The organism is Veillonella sp. 20925_1_51 (assembly GCF_041431445.1).
GTDB lineage: Bacteria > Bacillota > Negativicutes > Veillonellales > Veillonellaceae > Veillonella > Veillonella nakazawae.
This window is the reverse complement of record NZ_JAPVXT010000008.1, coordinates 64,667-85,188: the sequence shown is the minus strand read 5'-3', so window position 1 is coordinate 85,188 and position 20,522 is coordinate 64,667. Positions and strand designations below refer to the sequence as shown.

The 20,522-nt window shown below is 39.8% G+C and carries 22 protein-coding genes and 3 tRNA genes; 5 read left to right on the top strand and 20 right to left on the bottom strand.

Going from position 1 to position 20,522, the window contains the following annotated elements; genetic code table 11:
• Window positions 1-26: 26 nt before the first annotated feature.
• Window positions 27-1,592, bottom strand: a complete 1,566-nt coding sequence (gene hcp / locus O3607_RS08715) for a hydroxylamine reductase (RefSeq protein WP_005377073.1) — start codon at window positions 1,590-1,592, stop codon at window positions 27-29.
• Window positions 1,593-1,866: 274 nt separating this feature from the next.
• Between hcp and O3607_RS08710 the strand changes: the two genes are divergently transcribed.
• Window positions 1,867-2,592, top strand: a complete 726-nt coding sequence (locus tag O3607_RS08710) for a Crp/Fnr family transcriptional regulator (protein ID WP_105094196.1) — start codon at window positions 1,867-1,869, stop codon at window positions 2,590-2,592.
• A gap of 148 nt (window positions 2,593-2,740) precedes the next feature.
• Here O3607_RS08710 and O3607_RS08705 read toward each other — a convergent pair whose 3' ends face one another.
• From O3607_RS08705 to O3607_RS08690, 4 genes are all read right to left on the bottom strand, one after another.
• Window positions 2,741-4,612, bottom strand: coding sequence for an LPO_1073/Vpar_1526 family protein (locus tag O3607_RS08705; RefSeq protein ID WP_371443701.1), 1,872 nt, complete (start codon window positions 4,610-4,612; stop codon window positions 2,741-2,743).
• A gap of 9 nt (window positions 4,613-4,621) precedes the next feature.
• Window positions 4,622-5,173 carry a TIGR01440 family protein gene (locus O3607_RS08700; RefSeq protein ID WP_105094198.1) on the bottom strand — a complete coding sequence of 184 codons (552 nt, stop codon included), beginning with the start codon at window positions 5,171-5,173 and terminating at the stop codon, window positions 4,622-4,624.
• Window positions 5,174-5,439: 266 nt separating this feature from the next.
• The gene (locus O3607_RS08695; RefSeq protein ID WP_005385442.1) at window positions 5,440-6,000 is read right to left on the bottom strand and encodes a Fe-S-containing hydro-lyase; all 561 of its coding nucleotides are present in this window, start codon (window positions 5,998-6,000) and stop codon (window positions 5,440-5,442) included.
• 19 nt (window positions 6,001-6,019) lie between these two features.
• Window positions 6,020-6,862 (bottom strand): fumarate hydratase, encoded by an 843-nt coding sequence (locus tag O3607_RS08690; protein ID WP_009660830.1) that lies wholly within the window; start codon window positions 6,860-6,862, stop codon window positions 6,020-6,022.
• A gap of 742 nt (window positions 6,863-7,604) precedes the next feature.
• Here O3607_RS08690 and O3607_RS08685 point away from each other — a divergent pair.
• The 4 genes from O3607_RS08685 to O3607_RS08670 all read left to right on the top strand — a co-directional run bounded on the left by O3607_RS08685 (window position 7,605) and on the right by O3607_RS08670 (window position 8,854).
• Window positions 7,605-7,680: transfer RNA gene (locus tag O3607_RS08685), tRNA-Asn, on the top strand.
• Between the two features lie 4 nt (window positions 7,681-7,684).
• Window positions 7,685-7,759, top strand: a tRNA-Glu gene (locus O3607_RS08680).
• A gap of 3 nt (window positions 7,760-7,762) precedes the next feature.
• Window positions 7,763-7,838, top strand: a tRNA-Val gene (locus O3607_RS08675).
• Between the two features lie 107 nt (window positions 7,839-7,945).
• Complete coding sequence (locus O3607_RS08670; RefSeq protein ID WP_371443700.1) at window positions 7,946-8,854, top strand: hypothetical protein; 909 nt, start codon at window positions 7,946-7,948, stop codon at window positions 8,852-8,854.
• Window positions 8,855-8,924: 70 nt separating this feature from the next.
• Here the strand turns inward: O3607_RS08670 and O3607_RS08665 are convergent, their stop codons facing one another.
• The 15 genes from O3607_RS08665 to O3607_RS08595 form a co-directional block, all read right to left on the bottom strand.
• Window positions 8,925-9,281 carry a hypothetical protein gene (locus O3607_RS08665; RefSeq protein ID WP_105084941.1) on the bottom strand — a complete coding sequence of 119 codons (357 nt, stop codon included), beginning with the start codon at window positions 9,279-9,281 and terminating at the stop codon, window positions 8,925-8,927.
• Window positions 9,282-9,429: 148 nt separating this feature from the next.
• Window positions 9,430-9,837: an ATP synthase F1 subunit epsilon gene (gene atpC / locus O3607_RS08660; RefSeq protein WP_156720011.1), complete on the bottom strand. Its 408-nt coding sequence runs from the start codon at window positions 9,835-9,837 to the stop codon at window positions 9,430-9,432.
• Window positions 9,838-9,840: 3 nt separating this feature from the next.
• On the bottom strand, window positions 9,841-11,265 hold the full coding sequence (gene atpD / locus O3607_RS08655; RefSeq protein WP_105084942.1) for a F0F1 ATP synthase subunit beta: 1,425 nt from the start codon (window positions 11,263-11,265) through the stop codon (window positions 9,841-9,843).
• An 18-nt stretch (window positions 11,266-11,283) separates the two neighbouring features.
• Complete coding sequence (atpG, locus tag O3607_RS08650; RefSeq protein WP_105094202.1) at window positions 11,284-12,138, bottom strand: ATP synthase F1 subunit gamma; 855 nt, start codon at window positions 12,136-12,138, stop codon at window positions 11,284-11,286.
• Window positions 12,139-12,141: 3 nt separating this feature from the next.
• Window positions 12,142-13,680 (bottom strand): F0F1 ATP synthase subunit alpha, encoded by a 1,539-nt coding sequence (gene atpA, locus O3607_RS08645; RefSeq protein ID WP_371443699.1) that lies wholly within the window; start codon window positions 13,678-13,680, stop codon window positions 12,142-12,144.
• A gap of 16 nt (window positions 13,681-13,696) precedes the next feature.
• Complete coding sequence (atpH, locus tag O3607_RS08640; RefSeq protein WP_105094204.1) at window positions 13,697-14,248, bottom strand: ATP synthase F1 subunit delta; 552 nt, start codon at window positions 14,246-14,248, stop codon at window positions 13,697-13,699.
• A gap of 4 nt (window positions 14,249-14,252) precedes the next feature.
• The gene (gene atpF, locus O3607_RS08635; protein WP_105089726.1) at window positions 14,253-14,750 is read right to left on the bottom strand and encodes a F0F1 ATP synthase subunit B; all 498 of its coding nucleotides are present in this window, start codon (window positions 14,748-14,750) and stop codon (window positions 14,253-14,255) included.
• Window positions 14,751-14,768: 18 nt separating this feature from the next.
• On the bottom strand, window positions 14,769-14,996 hold the full coding sequence (gene atpE / locus O3607_RS08630) for a F0F1 ATP synthase subunit C (protein ID WP_004695064.1): 228 nt from the start codon (window positions 14,994-14,996) through the stop codon (window positions 14,769-14,771).
• A gap of 20 nt (window positions 14,997-15,016) precedes the next feature.
• Window positions 15,017-15,715 (bottom strand): F0F1 ATP synthase subunit A, encoded by a 699-nt coding sequence (gene atpB, locus O3607_RS08625; RefSeq protein ID WP_119208979.1) that lies wholly within the window; start codon window positions 15,713-15,715, stop codon window positions 15,017-15,019.
• A gap of 170 nt (window positions 15,716-15,885) precedes the next feature.
• Window positions 15,886-16,125 (bottom strand): hypothetical protein, encoded by a 240-nt coding sequence (locus O3607_RS08620; RefSeq protein ID WP_371443698.1) that lies wholly within the window; start codon window positions 16,123-16,125, stop codon window positions 15,886-15,888.
• Window positions 16,126-16,267: 142 nt separating this feature from the next.
• Window positions 16,268-16,462, bottom strand: coding sequence for an AtpZ/AtpI family protein (locus O3607_RS08615; RefSeq protein ID WP_009352385.1), 195 nt, complete (start codon window positions 16,460-16,462; stop codon window positions 16,268-16,270).
• Window position 16,463: 1 nt separating this feature from the next.
• Window positions 16,464-17,606 (bottom strand): non-hydrolyzing UDP-N-acetylglucosamine 2-epimerase, encoded by a 1,143-nt coding sequence (gene wecB / locus O3607_RS08610; protein WP_371443697.1) that lies wholly within the window; start codon window positions 17,604-17,606, stop codon window positions 16,464-16,466.
• 57 nt (window positions 17,607-17,663) lie between these two features.
• Window positions 17,664-18,815 (bottom strand): MraY family glycosyltransferase, encoded by a 1,152-nt coding sequence (locus O3607_RS08605; protein ID WP_285363818.1) that lies wholly within the window; start codon window positions 18,813-18,815, stop codon window positions 17,664-17,666.
• 33 nt (window positions 18,816-18,848) lie between these two features.
• Window positions 18,849-20,207: a PFL family protein gene (locus O3607_RS08600; protein ID WP_303880635.1), complete on the bottom strand. Its 1,359-nt coding sequence runs from the start codon at window positions 20,205-20,207 to the stop codon at window positions 18,849-18,851.
• Between the two features lie 8 nt (window positions 20,208-20,215).
• Window positions 20,216-20,491 carry an ACT domain-containing protein gene (locus tag O3607_RS08595; protein ID WP_024065891.1) on the bottom strand — a complete coding sequence of 92 codons (276 nt, stop codon included), beginning with the start codon at window positions 20,489-20,491 and terminating at the stop codon, window positions 20,216-20,218.
• Window positions 20,492-20,522 lie beyond the last annotated feature (31 nt).

Genomic DNA, 20,522 nt, shown 5'->3' with positions numbered 1-20,522 from the left:
TGTAGTTAATAAGTTAATGGATCCTATTAGCCCAAGATAGCTTTCATGTCAGCTTCTGGAGTTGTAATTGGATGTAATTGGAATTTTTCTACCAAAATGTTCAATACATTACTGGAGAAGAATTTAGGCAAGGAAGGTCCGATGTAGATGTTGCGGATACCCAATGCCAACAATGTTAACAAGATACATACTGCTTTTTGTTCGTACCAGGACAATACCAATGTTAATGGCAAGTCATTTACGTCACATTCAAATGCACCAGCCAAAGCTACTGCTACTTGAATAGCGGAGTAAGCATCGTTACATTGACCCATATCAAGGATACGAGGGATACCACCGATTTCACCGATGTTAAGGTCGTTGAAGCGGAATTTACCACAAGCCAATGTCAATACTACAGTATCATCTGGAGTTTGTTTTACGAATTCTGTGTAGTAGTTACGGCCTACTTTAGCACCGTCACAACCACCAACTAAGAAGAAGTGTTTGATTGCGCCAGCTTTTACAGCGTCGATTACTTTATCAGCAATACCCAATACTGTACCGTGACCGAAACCAGTAGTTACTTCGTGACCACCGTTGATGCCAGTGAATTCTTGAGCTTCTTTGTAGCCGCCCAATTCGATTGCGCGTTCAATAACAGCGGAGAAGTCTTTAGTGCCATCAGCTTTTTCTTCTACGTGTGCACAGCCGTCGAAACCTACCATATCTGTAGTGAAGATATTAGCTCTGTAGTTTTCTTTTGGTGGCATAATGCAGTTTGTAGTGAACAAGAATGCGCCAGGAACGTCAACGAATTCTTTTTGTTGGTTTTGCCATGCAGTACCGAAGTTACCTTTCAATTGAGGATGTTTTTTCAATTCAGGGTAAGCGTGGCAAGGTAACATTTCACCATGAGTATAGATGTTTACACCTTTACCATCAGTTTGTTCCAACAATTGATTCAAGTCGTGAAGGTCATGACCAGTTACAACGATGAAAGGACCTGGTTCTACAGTCAAAGGTACTGTAGTTGGTACTGGAGTACCATATGTTTCAGTGTTAGCTTTATCAAGAATAGCCATACATTTCAAGTTGATTTGACCGAATTCCATCAACAAGTTCAACCATTCTTCAGCACTGTGGTCTTTAGCGAATTCTACCATGCCTTTGATGAACCAAGCATCAACTTCAGGATCATGGAAACCAAGGCGTGCAGCATGCCATGCATAAGCAGCCATACCACGCATACCTAACAATAATGTGGAACGAAGGGATACGATATCTTCTTCACCTTTCCACAATTGTTCCCAATCGAAGTTTTGAGCTGCGCTATCGATTTTTGCATGATAAGCGTTTACTTCGTCGATGAATTCTTGAACGCGGTCTTCAGAGAAGTTTACGTTTGTTACACACATGAACAAACCACGCATTAAATAGTCAACGCCTTCTTTAGTTTGGCCTTTTACGTCTAAAGCGCGTGCTAAACCAACTAAAGCAGCAGTTAATTCGTCTTGTAAGTTAGCAACTGGTGCAGTTTTACCACATACACCTTGTACAGTACAGCCGCCTGGTGCTGCAGATTGTTCGCATTGATAACAGAACATACTCATTTAAAAATCCTCCTTTGCGAGACTTCCTCGCATTCAAGCTAGATAATATAAAACCTATACATTACACTGATGAATTATCAGGTGTCTGATTGATTACATTTGAAAGTATAACGTAAAGATGATACAATTTCTGTAGCTTGAGCAACAAATAAAAAACTTTTTCAAAATTTTTACCTGGCTCCCCTTTCGGAACAGGTAGGTCATTTGACCTTATACTATTATTATACAATAATCAATTTAATTTACTATAGACTTCGTCACATCGGAGGCGACCATGAAGCAAATACTTTCAAATGACATTATCAACCAATATCTACCTACCCTAATTAAATGCCCTTTATTTAATAAGTTGGGCGAACCTGAACTACGCAGTTATTTACATAATGCGAAAGTTATTGTGCATAGCTATAAGAAAAATGATTTTATTGCCCTCTCTGGGGATCCGATGGAAGGCATTGGGGTCATTCTCGAAGGCAGTGCGTTACTGACACGTGAAAATGTTATGGGCCAACGCGTTATTATGGCTAACCTTGAACAATCTGATATTTTTGGTGAAGCATTGCTATTTAGTAAGCAACCTCTATGGCCTGCTACTATTAAAGCTACAAAGGTTAGTAAAATTATGTTCATTCCTCTTGAAACATTTATTGATACATTGCCTGATTGCCAACAATGCCAAACCAAAATCTTGTCCAACCTATTGGAGGATTTGTCTGAAAAAGCTATTCTCCTCACAAGAAAGGTTCATTATCTTACCTTGAAAGGTATGCGCGAGAAGATTTTCGCGTACTTAACAGACATTTATAAACGTCAGCAGTCTACAACAATCCATTTACCACATAACCGCGAGCAAATGGCAGAGGTACTCAATGTATCTCGCACAGCACTTAGCCGCGAACTCGGTCGCCTAAGAGATGAAGGCATTATCGATATTACAGGCCGTACAGTAACACTAAAAGACGTGGAAGGAATCGAAGAATTCGGTTTTAATAGCTTCTAGCATATCTTTTAACCTATAATAAAACTAATAATATACAATAAACGTAAAAAGGTCTCCCTATATAATCTAGGGAGACCTTTTAGTATACAGTTATTATTTCTTTAGTATTAGTTCTTTAGCATTAATTCTTTACAATTAATTTTACACATTAGAACCAATGAGATAAATCGAATTCTTCACCAATCGTAGCTTTCACATGAGCACGACCTAAATATAGGCCAAGTAATGTTAAACTGATTTTAGACATAGGCGTATGATCAAATACATCTGCTAAATCTAAGAGAACTGGAGAAATATCATCCATAATATCACGTGCTTCTTGACCTCTGAAAGCAGTCGGTTTACTCTTCATAAGAGCGATGAGATCTCGTTGTACCATAGAATCGGAAATGCGAGTTTGTCTAAAGAATCGTGGTGCTAAAGACTCATCAACCAAAGCCAATTTATATAGATTGGAGTTCAAGCTACGCACTACATAGCGCGGATCCACACCATGACCATCGGTAGCACGGAAGAGTTCCTCCTTGGAGAAACCACGATAGTTGAACACGAATGGATAAGAATTGGATAATACTTGAGCTAATGTAATCGGTTCACGTTCCTCTTGTGTACAGCGTAAATAGTCTAGCTGACGGTAGAAAGAATTATTTTGAGGTAAATCAGAAATAAATGGCTCAATATATTTCTCTACATAATGTTGGAAATGAATTAATCCATAATTATTAGAGTTTCTAGAATATTGTAGCAATAGTGTCAATGCCATGACTTGGAAATGACCTAATGTCAAGTGTGGCAATACACGTAACGCATCAAAGGCTACAAGGTACGGAGTACTAGACTTAGGTGATTGTACTACATCTAAGAACGCACCTAAGGCGGCGGATTTCATCCACTCTGTATTCGTCGCAGCATAAGCCTTTTGCATACTCATCAATGCTTCTTGAATAACAATATTATCAAGAAGTGCGTTGACTTCAGCTAACTTTGTAATATTAAGAGCTGCTAATGCATCTCTTGTAATAGATTCCACATAATGTTGTGTATCTCCATGCAACACGCCGAAGGCATGAATAAATGGTGCGATTGCCAATTCAATACATTTATCTTCATGTGCCGCTTTAGCCCATTGCCCTGTTGGTACCTCTTCTTCAACCATACTAGCGGCTGCCAATTGAGCCTCTATTTCGGAAGCATCAAACAAGCGTGTTTCATCCAATACAGATGGGCCTTCTGCTGTTTTAATCTCATCGACACCACCGATCATTTGTGTAGCCTCAATATGTTCTGCTTCATCAGCTTCAAGAGCCTCTACAGATTCGCCCATAGCAATCGTATCCTCTACAGAATTAGCTCGATTGCGAAGTTCATCTGTAACAGCATCAAGAACAATAGTCTTATCCATCAATGGAGTGGAATGATGCTCACTATTAGAGCGTTTACCATCAGAAACTGCAGGCATTATAATAGTTTCATCATTACTATGTTCTGTTGGAGCAGATTCTGTCTTCTCTAGAGAACCAGAATTTACTTGAATAGATTCATGTGAAACAGATTCATGCGGAATAGAACCAGCAGAAACAGATGTATCTTGAACAGGTTCTTGTCCTTTTAAGTCAGCTTGACTTGATTTAGTCTCAGTCTCGCCTGCATGATGACCTAAGGCCAAGGAATATCCTATTTCGGAGTTTTCCACATGTAATTGATTACCATCTCGTCGGTTATAAGATGTATCTTTATGAGCTTCCACAGGTTCAGAAGCATTAGAATCCTCATTATTCTCTAACACAGAGGCCGTATACACATTGGTTCCACCTTCATGTGTAACAGTTACATCGCCTACCCTAGATTCATTAACGGACTTTTCTCTATGATGTTCGCCATCAAACTTAGTAACAGATCTATCATGGTGCTCATCTTTAGCTTGGCTTTCACTATCATTACGATTAAAAACGGCGTAACAAATGGCAAAAAATCCAAGCGCTACAACAGCTAATACAAAATATGGTATTACGTTTGACATACTATCCCCCTACATCAACGCTTCATTATATGCAGCACGTTCACCACCAATGCTCTTAGGTCGAACACGACAAGCGGTTACATGAGCCTCACCAATTTCTTTAATACTGAGGCGCACTGGTACAGTAACATGTTTCATATGCATACCTATGAAAGTGTCCCCGATGTCGATACCTGCATCAGCTTTAATAAATTCAACCATCACTGGATCGTCAAAACGTTCATAGGCAGTAACAGCCATGGCTCCACCTGCATGACGTTGAGGTACTACATTAACCTCTTCCTCCCAAGTTACTGCACTACGTTCCATAACAAGAGCTCGATTAATATGCTCACAACATTGAACAGCCAAATTAAGACCTTTAGCTTTAACAGCTTTATATATTTCATCAAATAGGATCTGAGCCACATCAATGTGGGAATCAGTGCCAATTTTCTTACCCATAACTTCGCTAGTGGAACAACCCACCACGAATAATTGACCTTCTCGAACCTTTGCCAAATCTAGCAATTCAGCCATCGCTGTACGCACTGACTGACGAATAGTTTCTACAGAAGTCATGATATCGCCTCACTCACTTTGAATGTATAAATCTATATGTATATTATCACAAAATGGACAGAATCGGTAGACTTTACTCTACTAAGCAAAAGTGAATCTAACATAATAATATATAAACTATAAAAGTAATTTCATATATTACTATCATACTAATAAACAATGTAATAATCATTAAATATATACATGTACAGTGATAATTATTGAACCTCTATAGATAAAAAAGAGGCTTGCATTAGCAAGCCTCTTTCAATCACTCAACGGTGATATTAGATTTTTCTATAAGGTTTTTGGCCTTGTTCGTAGAAGTTGTTACCTTCAGTATCGCCAACTACGATGCAAGGGAAATCTTCAACTGTCAATTCAGCCAAAGCTTCTGGACCAAGTTCACCATAAGCAAGTACTTCGTATTTTTTGATGGATTTTGCAATCAATGCTGCAGCGCCACCAACTGCTGCGAAGTATGTGCAACCATTTTTCTTCATGGATTCAACTACTGCTGGTTTACGGGAACCTTTACCGATCATGCCTTTAATACCTTGATCAAGCATTGTTGGTGTGTAAGCATCCATACGACCAGAAGTTGTAGGACCAGCGGAACCAATTGGGTCACCAGGTTTTGCAGGTGTTGGGCCAAGGTAGTAAACGAATTTGTTAGTCCAATCGATTGGTAATTTTTCGCCACGTGCTAAAGCTTCAGTCATAACTTTATGAGCAGCGTCACGAGCGGAGTAAATTTTGCCAGTAATAAGAACGCTATCACCAACTTTTAATTTACGGGAAAACTCTTCATTATATTCTTCAGTATTAATGCGAATTGTTTCAGCCATTGTAATTACCTCCTACCGATTAAAGTACTACGTGTTTATGACGAGCAGCATGACACATAATAGTAACAGCAACAGGAAGGCCGGCGATATGAGTTGCACCCCATTCGATGTTTACACCGATACAAGTTGTTGTGCCGCCCAATTGTGGACCGATACCAGTTTTGTTAACCATTTCCAAAATTTCTTCTTCCAATTTTGCATACTCAGGATCTTTGTGAGGAGTGCTAATATCGCGAAGCAAAGCTTTTTTGGACATAACAGCTGCTTGGTCCATAGTACCACCAATACCAACGCCAAGTACGATTGGAGGGCATGGGTTAGGGCCAGCATGTTTTACGATTTCAAGAACTGCATTTTTAACGCCTTCAACGCCATCTGCAGGTACCAACATAGCTACGTCAGATTTATTTTCAGAACCGAAGCCTTTAAGTTCTACGTTGATTTCTACTTTATCGCCAGGAACGATATCGATGTAGATGATTGCAGGTGTGTTGTTTTGAGTGTTTTTACGGTTGAACAATGGTTCTGCTACAACGGATTTACGAAGGTAACCTTCTACATAACCTTGAGCAACACCTTCATTGATAGCTTCTTTAAGATCGCCACCAACGAAATGAACATCTTGACCTACTTCTACGAATACCAATGTCATACCAGTATCTTGGCAGTATGGACGATCTTCAGCATCAGCAATTTCTGCATTTTTGATGATTTGATCGAGAACGATGCAACCAACTGGAGACTCTTCTGTTTCACGGCCTTTTTTCAAGCCTTCATAGATGTCTTTTGGCAAGTGGTAAGCTGCGTCCATACACATTTGACGGACTGTTTTTGTGATTTCAGATACTTGAATCTCGCGCAAGATAATCCCTCCTCAGGAACATAGTTGAATATTAATTCTAAATTACCGTGAGATAACTTTTAACTCTCAAGTGTATAAGACATATGTTTCTCATACACATCGAGATTAACTCTATGCATCAATCGTAACACACAACATACATGCTTTCAACGGCTTAACTATACAGTTTTCTCAATGCTTTTTCATGTTTTGAGAATTATTTTCATGAATATTATTGTATATATTTCGGTATTTCAATAGTTCTTTTTCATCATATTTTCGACTATAAAAACTATATTTCAAATGTGATAAAAGTCATAGCTAATCATAGGTTGAAAGAATTTTTATACCCTATATATTAATCCACTTTTAGAGGCCAAAATTAGGTTGAAATCACCGTATAAATGCAGAGTATATCTAAGATGATAAATACACTTTCAGACTACTTGATATTATTTTTCAAATAAAAGGTTTAAACTTTTTTGTAATGCATATGTATACCGATTATATTCAATATACTTATATTGCTAACTCTTAGTAAAATATCCCTCAAGATATCTCTATAAACACAGTATTTATCTATGTTTATTCATTTATATAGATTATATTAATTTTAATGACTTGCTTATCAATATTTTTAATAATTGTTTTTTTGTATAACGTTATGTGTTTTAGTCATAGTTAACGTCTTTTGATTTATAGTAATTTTAAAAAAAACGCTTGCTTTTATAATTAATCTAACATATAATAACAATCGTACCATTCCTCGATAGCTCAGTTGGTAGAGCAATCGGCTGTTAACCGATCGGTCGTAGGTTCGAGTCCTACTCGAGGAGCCATTCTGGCCCGTTGGTCAAGCGGTTAAGACACCGCCCTTTCACGGCGGTATCCCGGGTTCGATTCCCGGACGGGTCACCATATGGACGATTAGCTCAGCTGGGAGAGCGCCTGCCTTACAAGCAGGATGTCGGCAGTTCGATCCTGTCATCGTCCACCAAACCTAGAAGCAAGCATAAAGCTTGCTTCTTTTTTTTGTATATGTGATATAATAGTACCAGTTGTTTTGTTTGTGAACTTTAAAGAGTCTTATTTAGAGGAGGAAATATGTTTCATGCATTCGGACGTTATAAACGTTCGCTACTTACAGTACTAGGTGTATTATTGGCATCTACACTCGCTACAGCAAGTGCTGCCACTATTAATATGAGCCAGTTAACATCAAATACCGCTCAACCGGTAGTCATCAACTCTATGTCATCCAATGTAGATACGACTACCCCTACATTACAAGCCGATAATAATGGTCAACCTATTTTGAAGGTTGCAAACACACCTGTTTCAACTCCAATTGTTGGAACACCTGAAAAAGCGACTATCAATACTTCTAATTCTAATTATGATGGTCACTTAGATAATTTCCCTAGTCGCAAAGTTACAATTGTTGTACCTGCAAAATTGCGCAACGAAAACACAGCCCAATTAGGTCGTTACATGACAGACCGTCTATCTAATACGCTTAAGTATCCATACTATGATACAGCAATCGTAAGTACTAATACGCCAACAGCTGAAATTAGAGCTGTTGACCTTGCACAAATTGCAGCTGCACAAAATTCTGAAATCGTTATTATGCCTGTACCATTACAAGACGTATATGTACAAATCAATGGTGTTAATAGCCCATATGCATATAATAATGATGATCGTGAAATGTACATCGCCGCAAAGGTAAATGCACTTTTATATTATTACGATGTGAATGATCAAGTAATTCACACTGTACGCAGTGGATTCAATCAAACTGATGATTCCTTAACAATGCCAACACATAAGGCTGTATGGAACAAAGTTATGACTGTATTACTTGATAAATTACCATACAAACGTATTCCAACAGACCGCGACCGCTATCAAGCACCTGGTATTAACTCTGAATCTCCAGTTGTACTTGACTTCCAAGTAGAACAACCTAGAAATACTGCTTACTCCTTAAAAGGTGTTAGCGTATTATAAGAGACACTAAAAAGACCGTTAAGCAATTGCTTAACGGTCTTTTTGTATTCACCTATTAACGATACATAACTTAGTGAATCAAGCCGATTAATCTAAGTTGATGCTCTGTAAAACCAGCATTTCTTAAAAGTGCAGTAAATGAACTACGGAAGGAATCAGATAAATCGCTTACGTAATAAATTGAATCATCATCTTTTGCACTTGCTGTACTTGTATTAGTAGTCGCAGCATATTTAGCATTATCAGCTTCATTTTGTTTAACCATGTTAGCTCTAAAAGCATCATTTGTAGGAGTTTCTACTGGTGGACGAACCGAGTCAGTATATTTATAACCATAAGATGCGTCTACATGTGTTCCTAGTGTAGATGCACCAAAACAGCATGCTAATACAGCAAAAGCAATGAAAGATTTTTTTGATACGTTCATTAGAAAACCTCCAAATTAACACAATAAGTCATTAAATTTAAATGACAAATTTTAGTATAAGTAGATGACCTTAATGTTAGATGAGTGTTTCCTATAAACAAAATGAAATTCTATAGAAAAAGGCTAGCCCTATGGCTAGCCTTTTTCTTTATAGTTGTTTAGTTACATGCAAGCGCAATAATGCACGTTGCAATGCTGCTTCTGCGCGTTCTACATCGATATCTGGTGTAGGATTGGATAACCGGCCTTCTGCACGTTCTTTAGCTCGACGAGCACGTTCCACATCAATGGATGCTGGATCTTGGCAATCTGGTGTTACAATACTCACCTTATTATGTTCGATTTCACAGAAACCACCAAATACAGCAAGTTCACGAGATGTTCCATCTGGTTGATCTATGCGTAATGGCGCTAAATCTAATGCGATAATCATAGGTGCATGATTTGGCAAGATACCAAATTGACCATCAATGGCTTTACCTACAAAGAATGTAGACTTACCTTCAAAGACAATCGCATCAGGTGTAATGATCTGTAGGGTCATAGGTTCCGCCATGGATTATTCCCCCTTCTCTTGCATTTCCTTTGCTTTTTGAACGGCTTCATCGATGGTACCAACCATGTAGAATGCACCTTCAGGTAAATCATCATGTTTACCATCAAGAATTTCTCTAAAGCCTCTCAATGTTTCGGACAATGGTACGTATTTACCAGGAGAACCAGTAAATACTTCAGCTACGAAGAACGGTTGACTCAAGAAACGTTGAATCTTACGCGCACGAGATACAGTCAATTTATCTTCGTCAGACAATTCTTCCATACCAAGGATTGCGATAATATCTTGAAGATCTTTATATTTTTGCAATACTTCTTGCACGCCACGCGCTACTTCATAGTGTTCTTCACCAAGTACATGTGGGTCCAAAATACGGCTTGTAGAATCTAACGGATCCACCGCTGGATAGATACCAAGTTCCGCAATGGAACGAGACAATACTGTTGTCGCATCCAAGTGAGCGAATGTTGCCGCTGGAGCAGGGTCAGTTAAGTCATCGGCAGGTACGTATACAGCTTGTACTGAAGTAATAGAACCTTCTTTGGTAGATGTAATACGTTCTTGTAATGCCCCTACGTCATTAGCCAATGTAGGTTGATAACCTACGGCAGATGGCATACGACCTAAGAGGGCAGATACTTCAGAGCCCGCTTGAATAAAGCGGAAGATGTTATCGATGAACAAGAGCACGTCTTGTTTCTTCACATCACGGAAGTATTCAGCCATTGTAAGGCCTGTAAGACCTACGCGCATACGTGCCCCAGGTGGCTCATTCATTTGGCCATATACAAGAGCTGTTTTGTTGATAACGCCGGACTCTTTCATTTCGTTCCACAAGTCGTTACCTTCACGAGTACGTTCGCCTACGCCGGAGAATACGGAGTAACCACCATGCTCTGTGGCAACATTGTGAATCAATTCCATAATTAATACGGTTTTACCTACACCGGCACCACCGAAGAGGCCGATTTTACCACCTTTTACATATGGAGCGATAAGGTCAACGACCTTAATACCTGTTTCCAAGATTTTAGTATCTGGAGAAAGGTCATCAAATTTAGGTGCTGGACGGTGAATAGGCCATTTTTCATCGGCTACAACTGGAGCTGGATCATGGTCTACAGTTTCACCCAATACGTTAAAGATACGACCCAACACTCCTTCGCCTACAGGAACTGCAATTGCAGCACCAGTATCTTCGGCATCCATATTACGGGTCATACCGTCAGTAGAGCTCATCGCAACACAACGTACAGTATCGTCGCCTAAGTGTTGCATAACCTCTACTACAATTTTTTGTCTATCATGTGCCTTATGATCATGGTAGATGTTGATGGCGTTGTAGATGCTTGGCAAATGACCAGCATCGAAGCGCACGTCTACAACTGGGCCAATGACCTGCACAACTTTACCAATATTATTACTCATCGACAAATGTCTCCTTATTTATTGCAAGGCATTAGCGCCACCAACGATTTCAGAAATTTCGTTTGTAATGCTAGATTGACGTAACTTGTTATATTCAAGACCTAAGGAATCAATGAGTTCCCCTGCATTATCTGTAGCAGATGTCATAGCTGTCATACGAGCACCCAATTCACTTGCTGCAGATTGCAACAATCCATTATAAACAGTAATCTCTAAATATTTTGGTAACAACGCCTCCAAGACAGATACAGCAGATGGCATGAAATCATACTCTTCGCCCTTTACCTCATCTTGTGGTTGCTCTATCGGCAACAAGCGCTCAGCCTGTGCAATTTGCGTCATAGAATTTACAAAACGTGTATAGATCATGATGACTTCGTCAACTTCATGACGTTCGTATAGTGAAAGTGCTTCATGCATAATGGCACGGGCATGTTCATAAGAAGGTTTATCAGAGAAGCCTGCATAGGACTTATCGATATGAATTCCTCTAGATTTCATGCTGTCTCTAGGCTTTTTACCTGCCGTGATAACACGGTATGTATCGGAAGATTTACCATGCAATTGTTCCATAGCAAACTTCAACACATTAGACGAGAATGCCCCTGCAAGGCCCTTATCGGCACCTATTACGATATAGCATGTGCGTTTTATAGGGCGTACCTCTAACAAAGGACTGCTAAAGCCTTCTAAATCACTATTAGACATATGACGCAAGATTTGCCCAATCTTCTCTGCGTAAGGACGAGTACCTTCCGCTTTTGTTTGCGCCTTACGAAGACGAGCAGAGGCTACCATCTTCATCGCTTTTGTAATTTGTTGCGTATTGGTAACACTTTTTATGCGTTTTCGCAAATCTTGTGCACTAGCCATACATTACGCCTCCTTATGAGACACTAATGTATGCGTAGAACCAAATGCTTCTACACATTCTGGGATTGCTTGTTTCAATAGATTTTCAGTATCTTCGTCAATTTTCTTAGACGTTTCAATATTTGTGATGATTTCAGGATAGTTAGCTTTTATATAACGTAAAAGTTCAGCTTCAAACGCTAAAATATCATCCACTTGAATACTTGCTAAATATCCTTTTGTACCAGCGTAAAGATTAATAACCATTTCTGCTACGCTCATAGGTTCATATTGACCTTGTTTTAACATTTCAGTCAAACGTTCACCACGGTCTAATTGTGCTTTAGTAGCCGCATCAAGATCGGAACCGAACTGAGCGAAGGCAGCTAACTCACGATATTGAGCAAGGTCCAAACGCAATTGGCCTGCTACTTGTTTCATCGCTTTAGTTTGCGCACTACCACCTACACGGGATACGGACAAACCTACATCAACCGCTGGGCGAATGCCAGAGTAGAACATATCTGTACCCAAGAAAATTTGACCATCAGTAATGGAAATTACGTTTGTTGGGATGTATGCAGATACGTCACCTGCTTGTGTTTCAATGATTGGCAACGCAGTAATGGAACCACCACCAAGTTCTGGTGAAAGTTTCGCAGCACGTTCTAATAGACGGCTGTGTAAGTAGAATACGTCGCCTGGATACGCTTCACGCCCTGGTGGACGGCGTAATAATAAAGACATAGCACGGTAAGCAGCCGCTTGCTTAGTTAAGTCATCATATACACAAAGTACATGTTTGCCTTTGTACATGAAGTATTCACCCATAGCAACACCTGCGTACGGAGCGATGTATTGTAATGGAGCCCCTGTAGAAGCACTAGCAGAAACAACGATTGTATATTCCAACGCACCTGTTTCTTCCAATTTTTGTACTACACGAGCTACGGTAGATTCTTTTTGACCAATTGCTACATAGATACAAATTACATCTTTACCTTTTTGATTGATAATTGTATCAAGAGCAATTGCAGTTTTACCTGTACCACGGTCACCAATGATAAGCTCACGTTGGCCACGGCCAATTGGTACCATCGCATCAATCGCTTTCAAACCTGTTTGCAATGGTTCGTTTACAGATTGACGATCCGCAATACCAGGCGCTGGATGTTCTACAGGACGACGTTCAGTCGCTTGAATAGCACCCTTGCCATCGATAGGCTGCCCCAATGGATTTACTACACGACCAATAAGAGCATCACCTACTGGTACGTCCATAATTTTGCCAGTACGGCATACTTCATCGCCTTCTTTAATCAAGAAGTCGTCACCTAATAGTACGGCACCAACATTATCTAATTCTAAGTTCAAAACCAAGCCATATACGCCGTGTGGTAACTCTAACAACTCACCAGCCATGGCTCTTTCAAGACCATAAATATGGGCGATGCCATCCCCTACGTCAAGAACAGTACCCACGTCATCGACATTGAGGTCAACATCATAGTCCTGAATCTGCTGTTTAATTATAGCAGTGATTTCTTCAGGCTTCATTTTCATATATACCCATTCACCCCTATCTAATAGAGTTCGTTCTTAATAAAGATTTTTCTAATTCCTCTAAACGGCGAGCTACAGAGCCATCGATGCGTTTATCCCCTACTTGGATAACGATACCACCCATAATGGATGGATCTTGACGCACGGATAAGATGACATCTTTTCCTGTTACTTCTCTTAGTTTAGCTTGTACAGATGCTTCTACATCAGCTGTAATTGGTTCAGCTACTGTTACAGTAGCTTCCAAAATACCACGTGCTGCACGTGATTTCTTAATAAACGCTTCGATAGTCGATGCTATATAGCGATAACGACCGCGCTTAATCATCACATAAATAAAGTGTAGAGCAACTTTATCGATACTAGAGTCAAAAATTTTACCAATAAGCTTAATCTTTGCATCTTCTGTAACGATTGGATTCTCTAGAAATGAACGCAACTCAGGTTGATCAACCATTACGGATGCTACATAACCTAATTGCTCCTCCATGAGTTCCAACTTATTTTGTTCTTGAGCTAATTCAAACATAGCCGAACTATATTTATCTGCTACAATTTCTATGCTCATCGTATCACAACCCTATCGTTTTACTATCAAGTTGACGAATAGCGTCTTCGATCAATTTCGTATTAGTTTCGCTGTTCATATCTTTAGCAACAACTTTACCAGCCATAGCTACAGATAAAGAAACAACTTCATTGCGCAAGCTGTTCATAGCACGATCACGTTCAATGGCAATATCTTGACGAGCACGATTTTTTTCTTGTTCAATTTGCTCGCGTGCTGTTGCTAATTGTTCACGTGTTGTATTTTCTGCTTCTTGAATTGCTTTTTCAACAATTTTTTGTGCCTCTACACGAGCATTAGAAATTTGAGCTGCATAATCAGCTTTAAATTCTTCTGCTTCTGCACGAGCTTTTTCTGCAGCTTCTAAGTCTTTAGCAATTCGTTCTTTACGTTCTGTCATCATAGCCAATAATGGTTTATATGCAAAACGAGCCAATAGCCAAACTAATATAAAAAAGTTCAACATTTGAGCAAGAATCGTTCCAAGGCTTAAGTCAACCAAGGTTATTCCTCCTCGTTATTATCTGAATAACAAAATAAATGCTACTACTACACCGATGATAGGCATCGCTTCGATCAAGCCAATCGCTACGAACATAGTAGACATCAATTGACCACGCAATTCAGGTTGACGCGTAATACCTTCAATTACTTTGCTAGATACAAGACCGTCACCGATACCTGCACCAATGGCACCACAACCTACTGCGATTGCTGCTGCTAATGCGAATAAACCTTGAGCTTCCATAATATATCCTCCGTAAAAAATTAATGTTCCTCACTAAGAGCCATCCCCAAGTAGGAGGCAGTAAGAACGGTAAAAATAAAGGCTTGAATAATACCAATAAATAAACTAAAAGCAATCCATACCCATGGTACCGGTACAAACCAAGGCAAATTGTACAATACTTCTAACAGAATTTCACCAGCTACGATATTACCAAATAGACGGAAGGCAAGTGTAACAGGTCTAGCAATCTCTTCAAAAATATTCAGTATTAGCAAAGCCTTATAAGGTCGTACGAAATGCTTGAAATAGGATAAGCCTTTAACTTTAATCCCCATAACCCATACTACTAATGTGCTACTTAGAGCTAATGCAACAGTAGTATTAATATCGGATGTCGGTGATGTTAAAGCCTTAAGCGTAGGCATTAAACCTAATTCATTTCCTACAAAAATAAATAAGAAAAACGTAAATAACAAGGAACTCACCATCGGCCAATGACGACCTAAGTTCGGAGCTAATTGCCCCTCTAAGCCTTCCAATATAGATTCAACTATATTTTGCAAGCCTACAGGCACCAATTTTCGTCCCCGGGTGGCTAGTACTGTTATCAGTATTACAATAGCCATAGTAACCCATGTAGCAATTAGAGTATCCAAATTAAATGTCAACCCTAACCACTGCACGACTTCATGGTGTCCCGCATGTAATTCCACGTTCTCAACCCCTTCCATAGACATAATAAAAAACTAATATACTTACAATAAATATAAATATAATATATATGTATCATCATACATCGTTATAGATATATAATCAACACTTGAAAGGTAAACAATTCTAATTTCTCATGAATGTATTGTGTATAATGCATTATTGGAATGTATCTATAATTTAACACATCATAAGCTTAGAAATGTCGACTAAGCCACCAGTAAACAACATATAATGCGGGCTGAATAAGTGCGACACCAACAAACATGCTAATAGCCTCTATGCCGGGAATCTTTAATCCTAAGACTACTAATGAACCTACTAACATAAGACGCCATATCATCTGTCTACGAGCTTTACGAACGGCTTTGTAAGGATCCCCCCCTGATACAATGGATTGACCATGCAAAGCTAAACTTAGCAAGTAGAGTACCATTATAAAAATCCCCCAAAACCATCCCCATAGATACTGTTCTAGGCCACATAAAACTTGTATTATACCGCCTAAAAAGGCAATAAAAAAACAAGTTAGTAGCACACGCACTATGAATTTAATATATTGATTCATATATACCTCACTACTTAACTTGTTTATATAACATATAAAAACCTGTTATAGCTCCAATAAGACCAAATATAATCATACATAACGGTTCCGTTCTAAACCAACCATCCAGTGTATATCCAATCCAAATGAAACCACCTATACAGAAAACGAGTGTGAGCCCCGCCGATGTTGCCATGGCGAGGGCTTTCACAAGGTCCTTATCCATATTATTTACCAAACCGTTCAGGACGATTAGAATCGCCTAAGAACTCATGGCGCAACGCTTGAATAATGCGTTCAGATGCTTTGCCGTCACCATAAGGGTTAACGGAGTTAGACATCAATTTATAAGCTGCTGCATTGCCCAACAATTCATGAGCCGCTATGTGTACTGCATCTTTATCAGTACCTACTAGGCGAACCGTACCAGCTTCAACCGCTTCAGGGCGTTCTGTAGTATCGCGCAATACGAGAACTGGTTTGCCAAGGGCTGGCGCTTCCTCTTGAATCCCACCAGAGTCAGTAAGAATCAAATAAGATTTAGCCATTAAGTTCGCAAATGGTTCATAATCAAGCGGATCAATTAAGGTAACACGTTCTACAGAACCAAGTTCCTCTTGTACAACTTGGCGAACCTTAGGATTCTTATGTACAGGGAAGACCACTTGAATATCTTCAAATTCATTAATTAAATCGCGAATAGCTTGGTACACGTGGCGCATAGGTTCACCCAAGTTTTCACGTCGATGTGTAGTAACAAGAACTGTACGTTTTTCAGGATCCAATGCATTGATAGCAGCATCATCAAAAACATAATTATCTTGCACTGTTGTATCAAGGGCATCGATAACAGTATTACCTGTTACATATAGATGATCTGTATTGATATTTTCTTTCTTAAGATTGCTTTCAGAACTAGCTGTTGGTGCAAAATGATAGGTTGCAATAGAGCCAGTCAATTTACGATTCATTTCCTCTGGGAACGGAGAATAAATATCTCCAGTACGAAGACCTGCCTCTACGTGACCTACAGGAATTTCTTGATAGAAGGACGCCAAAGCACCTGCAAAGGTTGTTGTTGTATCACCATGTACAAGAACTACATCAGGTTTAGCTTCTTCTAATACATCTTTAAGGCCCATCAATGCACGGTTTGTTACATCGTACAATGTTTGACCTTGGCTCATAATATTTAAGTCATAATCAGGGGTAATATTGAACAAGTTTAGTACTTGATCGAGCATATCGCGATGTTGTGCCGTAACGGTTACAATCGGCTCCATATCTGGTGCTGCTTCTAGTGCTTTTACAAGAGGAGCCATCTTGATAGCTTCAGGTCTTGTACCAAAGATTGTCATAACTTTTAACATAGTTGCCTCCAACATAGTAGGATAGAAAAAATGGGGCGCCGTGCGCCCCACATATGGTTATTTCTTATGGGAATCGTCAGGTTCCTCTAAAGCTTTTGCCAATTCTTCACGATCAAAGGAAATAGTTTCATCTGAATCGCTGCGTTCAATTGTAGGACGTGGCAATGGATGTCCAGCTGCATCACTATGGGTAATAACACCAAGGCGACGAGCCACAAAAATACTGCCTAAGAAGATAACGAGTACCAATGCAATACCAATCCAAGCATTGACCTCTGCTACGATGACAGACACGCCACCAAACAGAGCTGTTACGGCATACATCATTAGCACCGCTTGTTTTTGAGATAAACCTTGAGCTAACAAACGATGATGCACATGGCCTTTATCAGGCTTAAAAATTGGACGACCGCTAATTTTACGGCGTACGATAGCAAATAATGTATCCAGAATTGGTAAGCCAAGTACGATTGCAGGAACTACTAATGCAATAGTAGCTGCCGTTTTAACAGCACCCATTACAGAAATAGCTGCTAAAGTATAACCGAGGAGCATGGAACCCGTATCACCCATGAAAATTTTCGCTGGGTTAAAGTTATACCGCAAGAACCCTACTGTTGCACCTGCAAGTGCAAGAGATATACATGCTAAGTCAGTTTGGCCAAGTTGTAATGTCATAGCGCAAACAGCAATACAAGCAATGAAGGAAATCCCTGCTGCCAAGCCATCAAGGCCATCGATAAGATTTACGATATTCGTAAATCCTACGATCCAGAAAATAGTCAATGGAGCAGCCCAATATTTAAGGTACACTACACCACCCCAAGGAAGGTTGATAAAGTCCACCCGAATATCATAAGCCACCAAAATTGCAGCTGCTATGATTTGGCCCATTAACTTAGTCTTTGGCTCAATCTGTTTAATATCATCCCAAATGCCAACGAGCACAAGAATAACTGTACCAAGTACAAAGCCAAATAGTTTATGGTCATGTGGGATAGAGCCATTAAAGAGGACCGATCCTACATAACCGAGAAAGATTGCTAACCCACCAAGTCGTGGAATAGCACCATGATGCACCTTTCGGGCATCAGGTTTATCTATTGCCCCTACAGCAACGGCAAAGCGTTTTACCAAAGGGGTTAGTGCAAAGGTTATGATGAGCGCCAGAGCAAAGGCCCACACATAATCGAGCACATAATCACTCATAAGACACCTCCAACAACTGGGTTATAAACACAATTAATTAGTTAAGCTACGAATAGGTGCTGGAATACGACCACCACGGGCGATGAACTCAGCTGCACTATATGGACTCACTTCAATAATTGGAGCGTAACCTAAAAGGCCACCAAATTCAACAACCTCACCTACGGTTTTGCCAGGTACAGGAATTACACGAACCGCAGTTGTCTTATTATTAATCATACCAATAGCAGATTCATCAGCAATAATTGCAGAAATTGTATCCGCTGTTGTGTCTCCAGGAATAGCAATCATGTCAAGGCCAACAGAACATACGCATGTCATAGCCTCTAATTTATCGAGGGATAAACTGCCACAAGATACGGCATCAATCATACCAGCATCTTCAGATACTGGAATAAATGCACCACTGAGACCACCTACGTGAGAGGATGCCATAAGACCACCTTTTTTCACCGCATCATTAAGTAATGCAAGTGCCGCAGTCGTACCATGACAACCACAAGATGATAAGCCCATTTCTTCAAGAACGTGAGCAACAGAATCGCCTACCGCTGGTGTTGGCGCCAAGGACAAATCGATAATGCCAAATGATTTACCAAGACGGCGAGATGCCTCTTGTGCTACTAATTGGCCTACACGAGTAATTTTGAAAGCAGTACGTTTAATCGTTTCTGCTACAACGTCAAAGGACTGACCACGCACAGACTCAAGTGCGTGTTTTACAACGCCTGGGCCAGATACTCCTACAGAAATAGCACTATCACCTTCAGTAACGCCAAAGAAAGCGCCTGCCATGAATGGATTATCCTCTACAGGATTACAGAAAATAACGAGCTTAGCACAGCCAAGAGCATCATTATCCTTTGTAAGTTCTGCCGTTTTCTTAACGATAATCCCCATGTCGCGAACTGCATCCATGTTGATACCAGTTTTAGTAGAACCAACACCTACAGAGCTACATACGATATCTGTAGTTGCCAATGCTTCTGGGATAGAATCAATCAAGATGCGATCAGCTCGTGTAGCACCTTTTGTTACAAGAGCGGAGTAACCACCGATAAAGTTAACACCTACTGTTTTAGCAGCACGGTCCATCGCTTCTGCAATTGGTACATAGGATGTTAAATCACTACCACCTGCAACAAGAGAGATAGGAGTTACAGAGATGCGTTTATTAATGATAGGAATACCAAACTCGCGCTCAATATCCTCACCAGTGGACACAAGATGTTCAGCTTCTTTTGTAATACGATCATAAATGCGATCACATAGTTCTTTACCAGAACTAGATGCACATTCTAGCAAGCTAATGCCCATCGTAATTGTACGAACATCAAGCTTGTTGTCATGAATCATCTGATTCGTTTCTAAAATATTGTCGATAGATAACATAGTGCCTCCTATCCTACACGGTGCATGCTTAAGAAAATATCAGCATGTTGTGCACGGATTTCAACACCAAGTTCTTTACCAAGTGTAGTTAAAGCCTCTTGAATGGAGGTCAAATCTTTTATATCTTCAGACTTTGTTTCACACATCATAATCATATTGAAAACGCCGTCAAGAATGGTTTGATTAATAGACATAATATTTACACCGTGATTAGCAAGTACTGTACTAACCCCAGCAATGATACCGACGCGGTCAACGCCGACAACGGTAACAACTAATTTCATAACATCACCTTTTCTGAGCACTACAAACTAT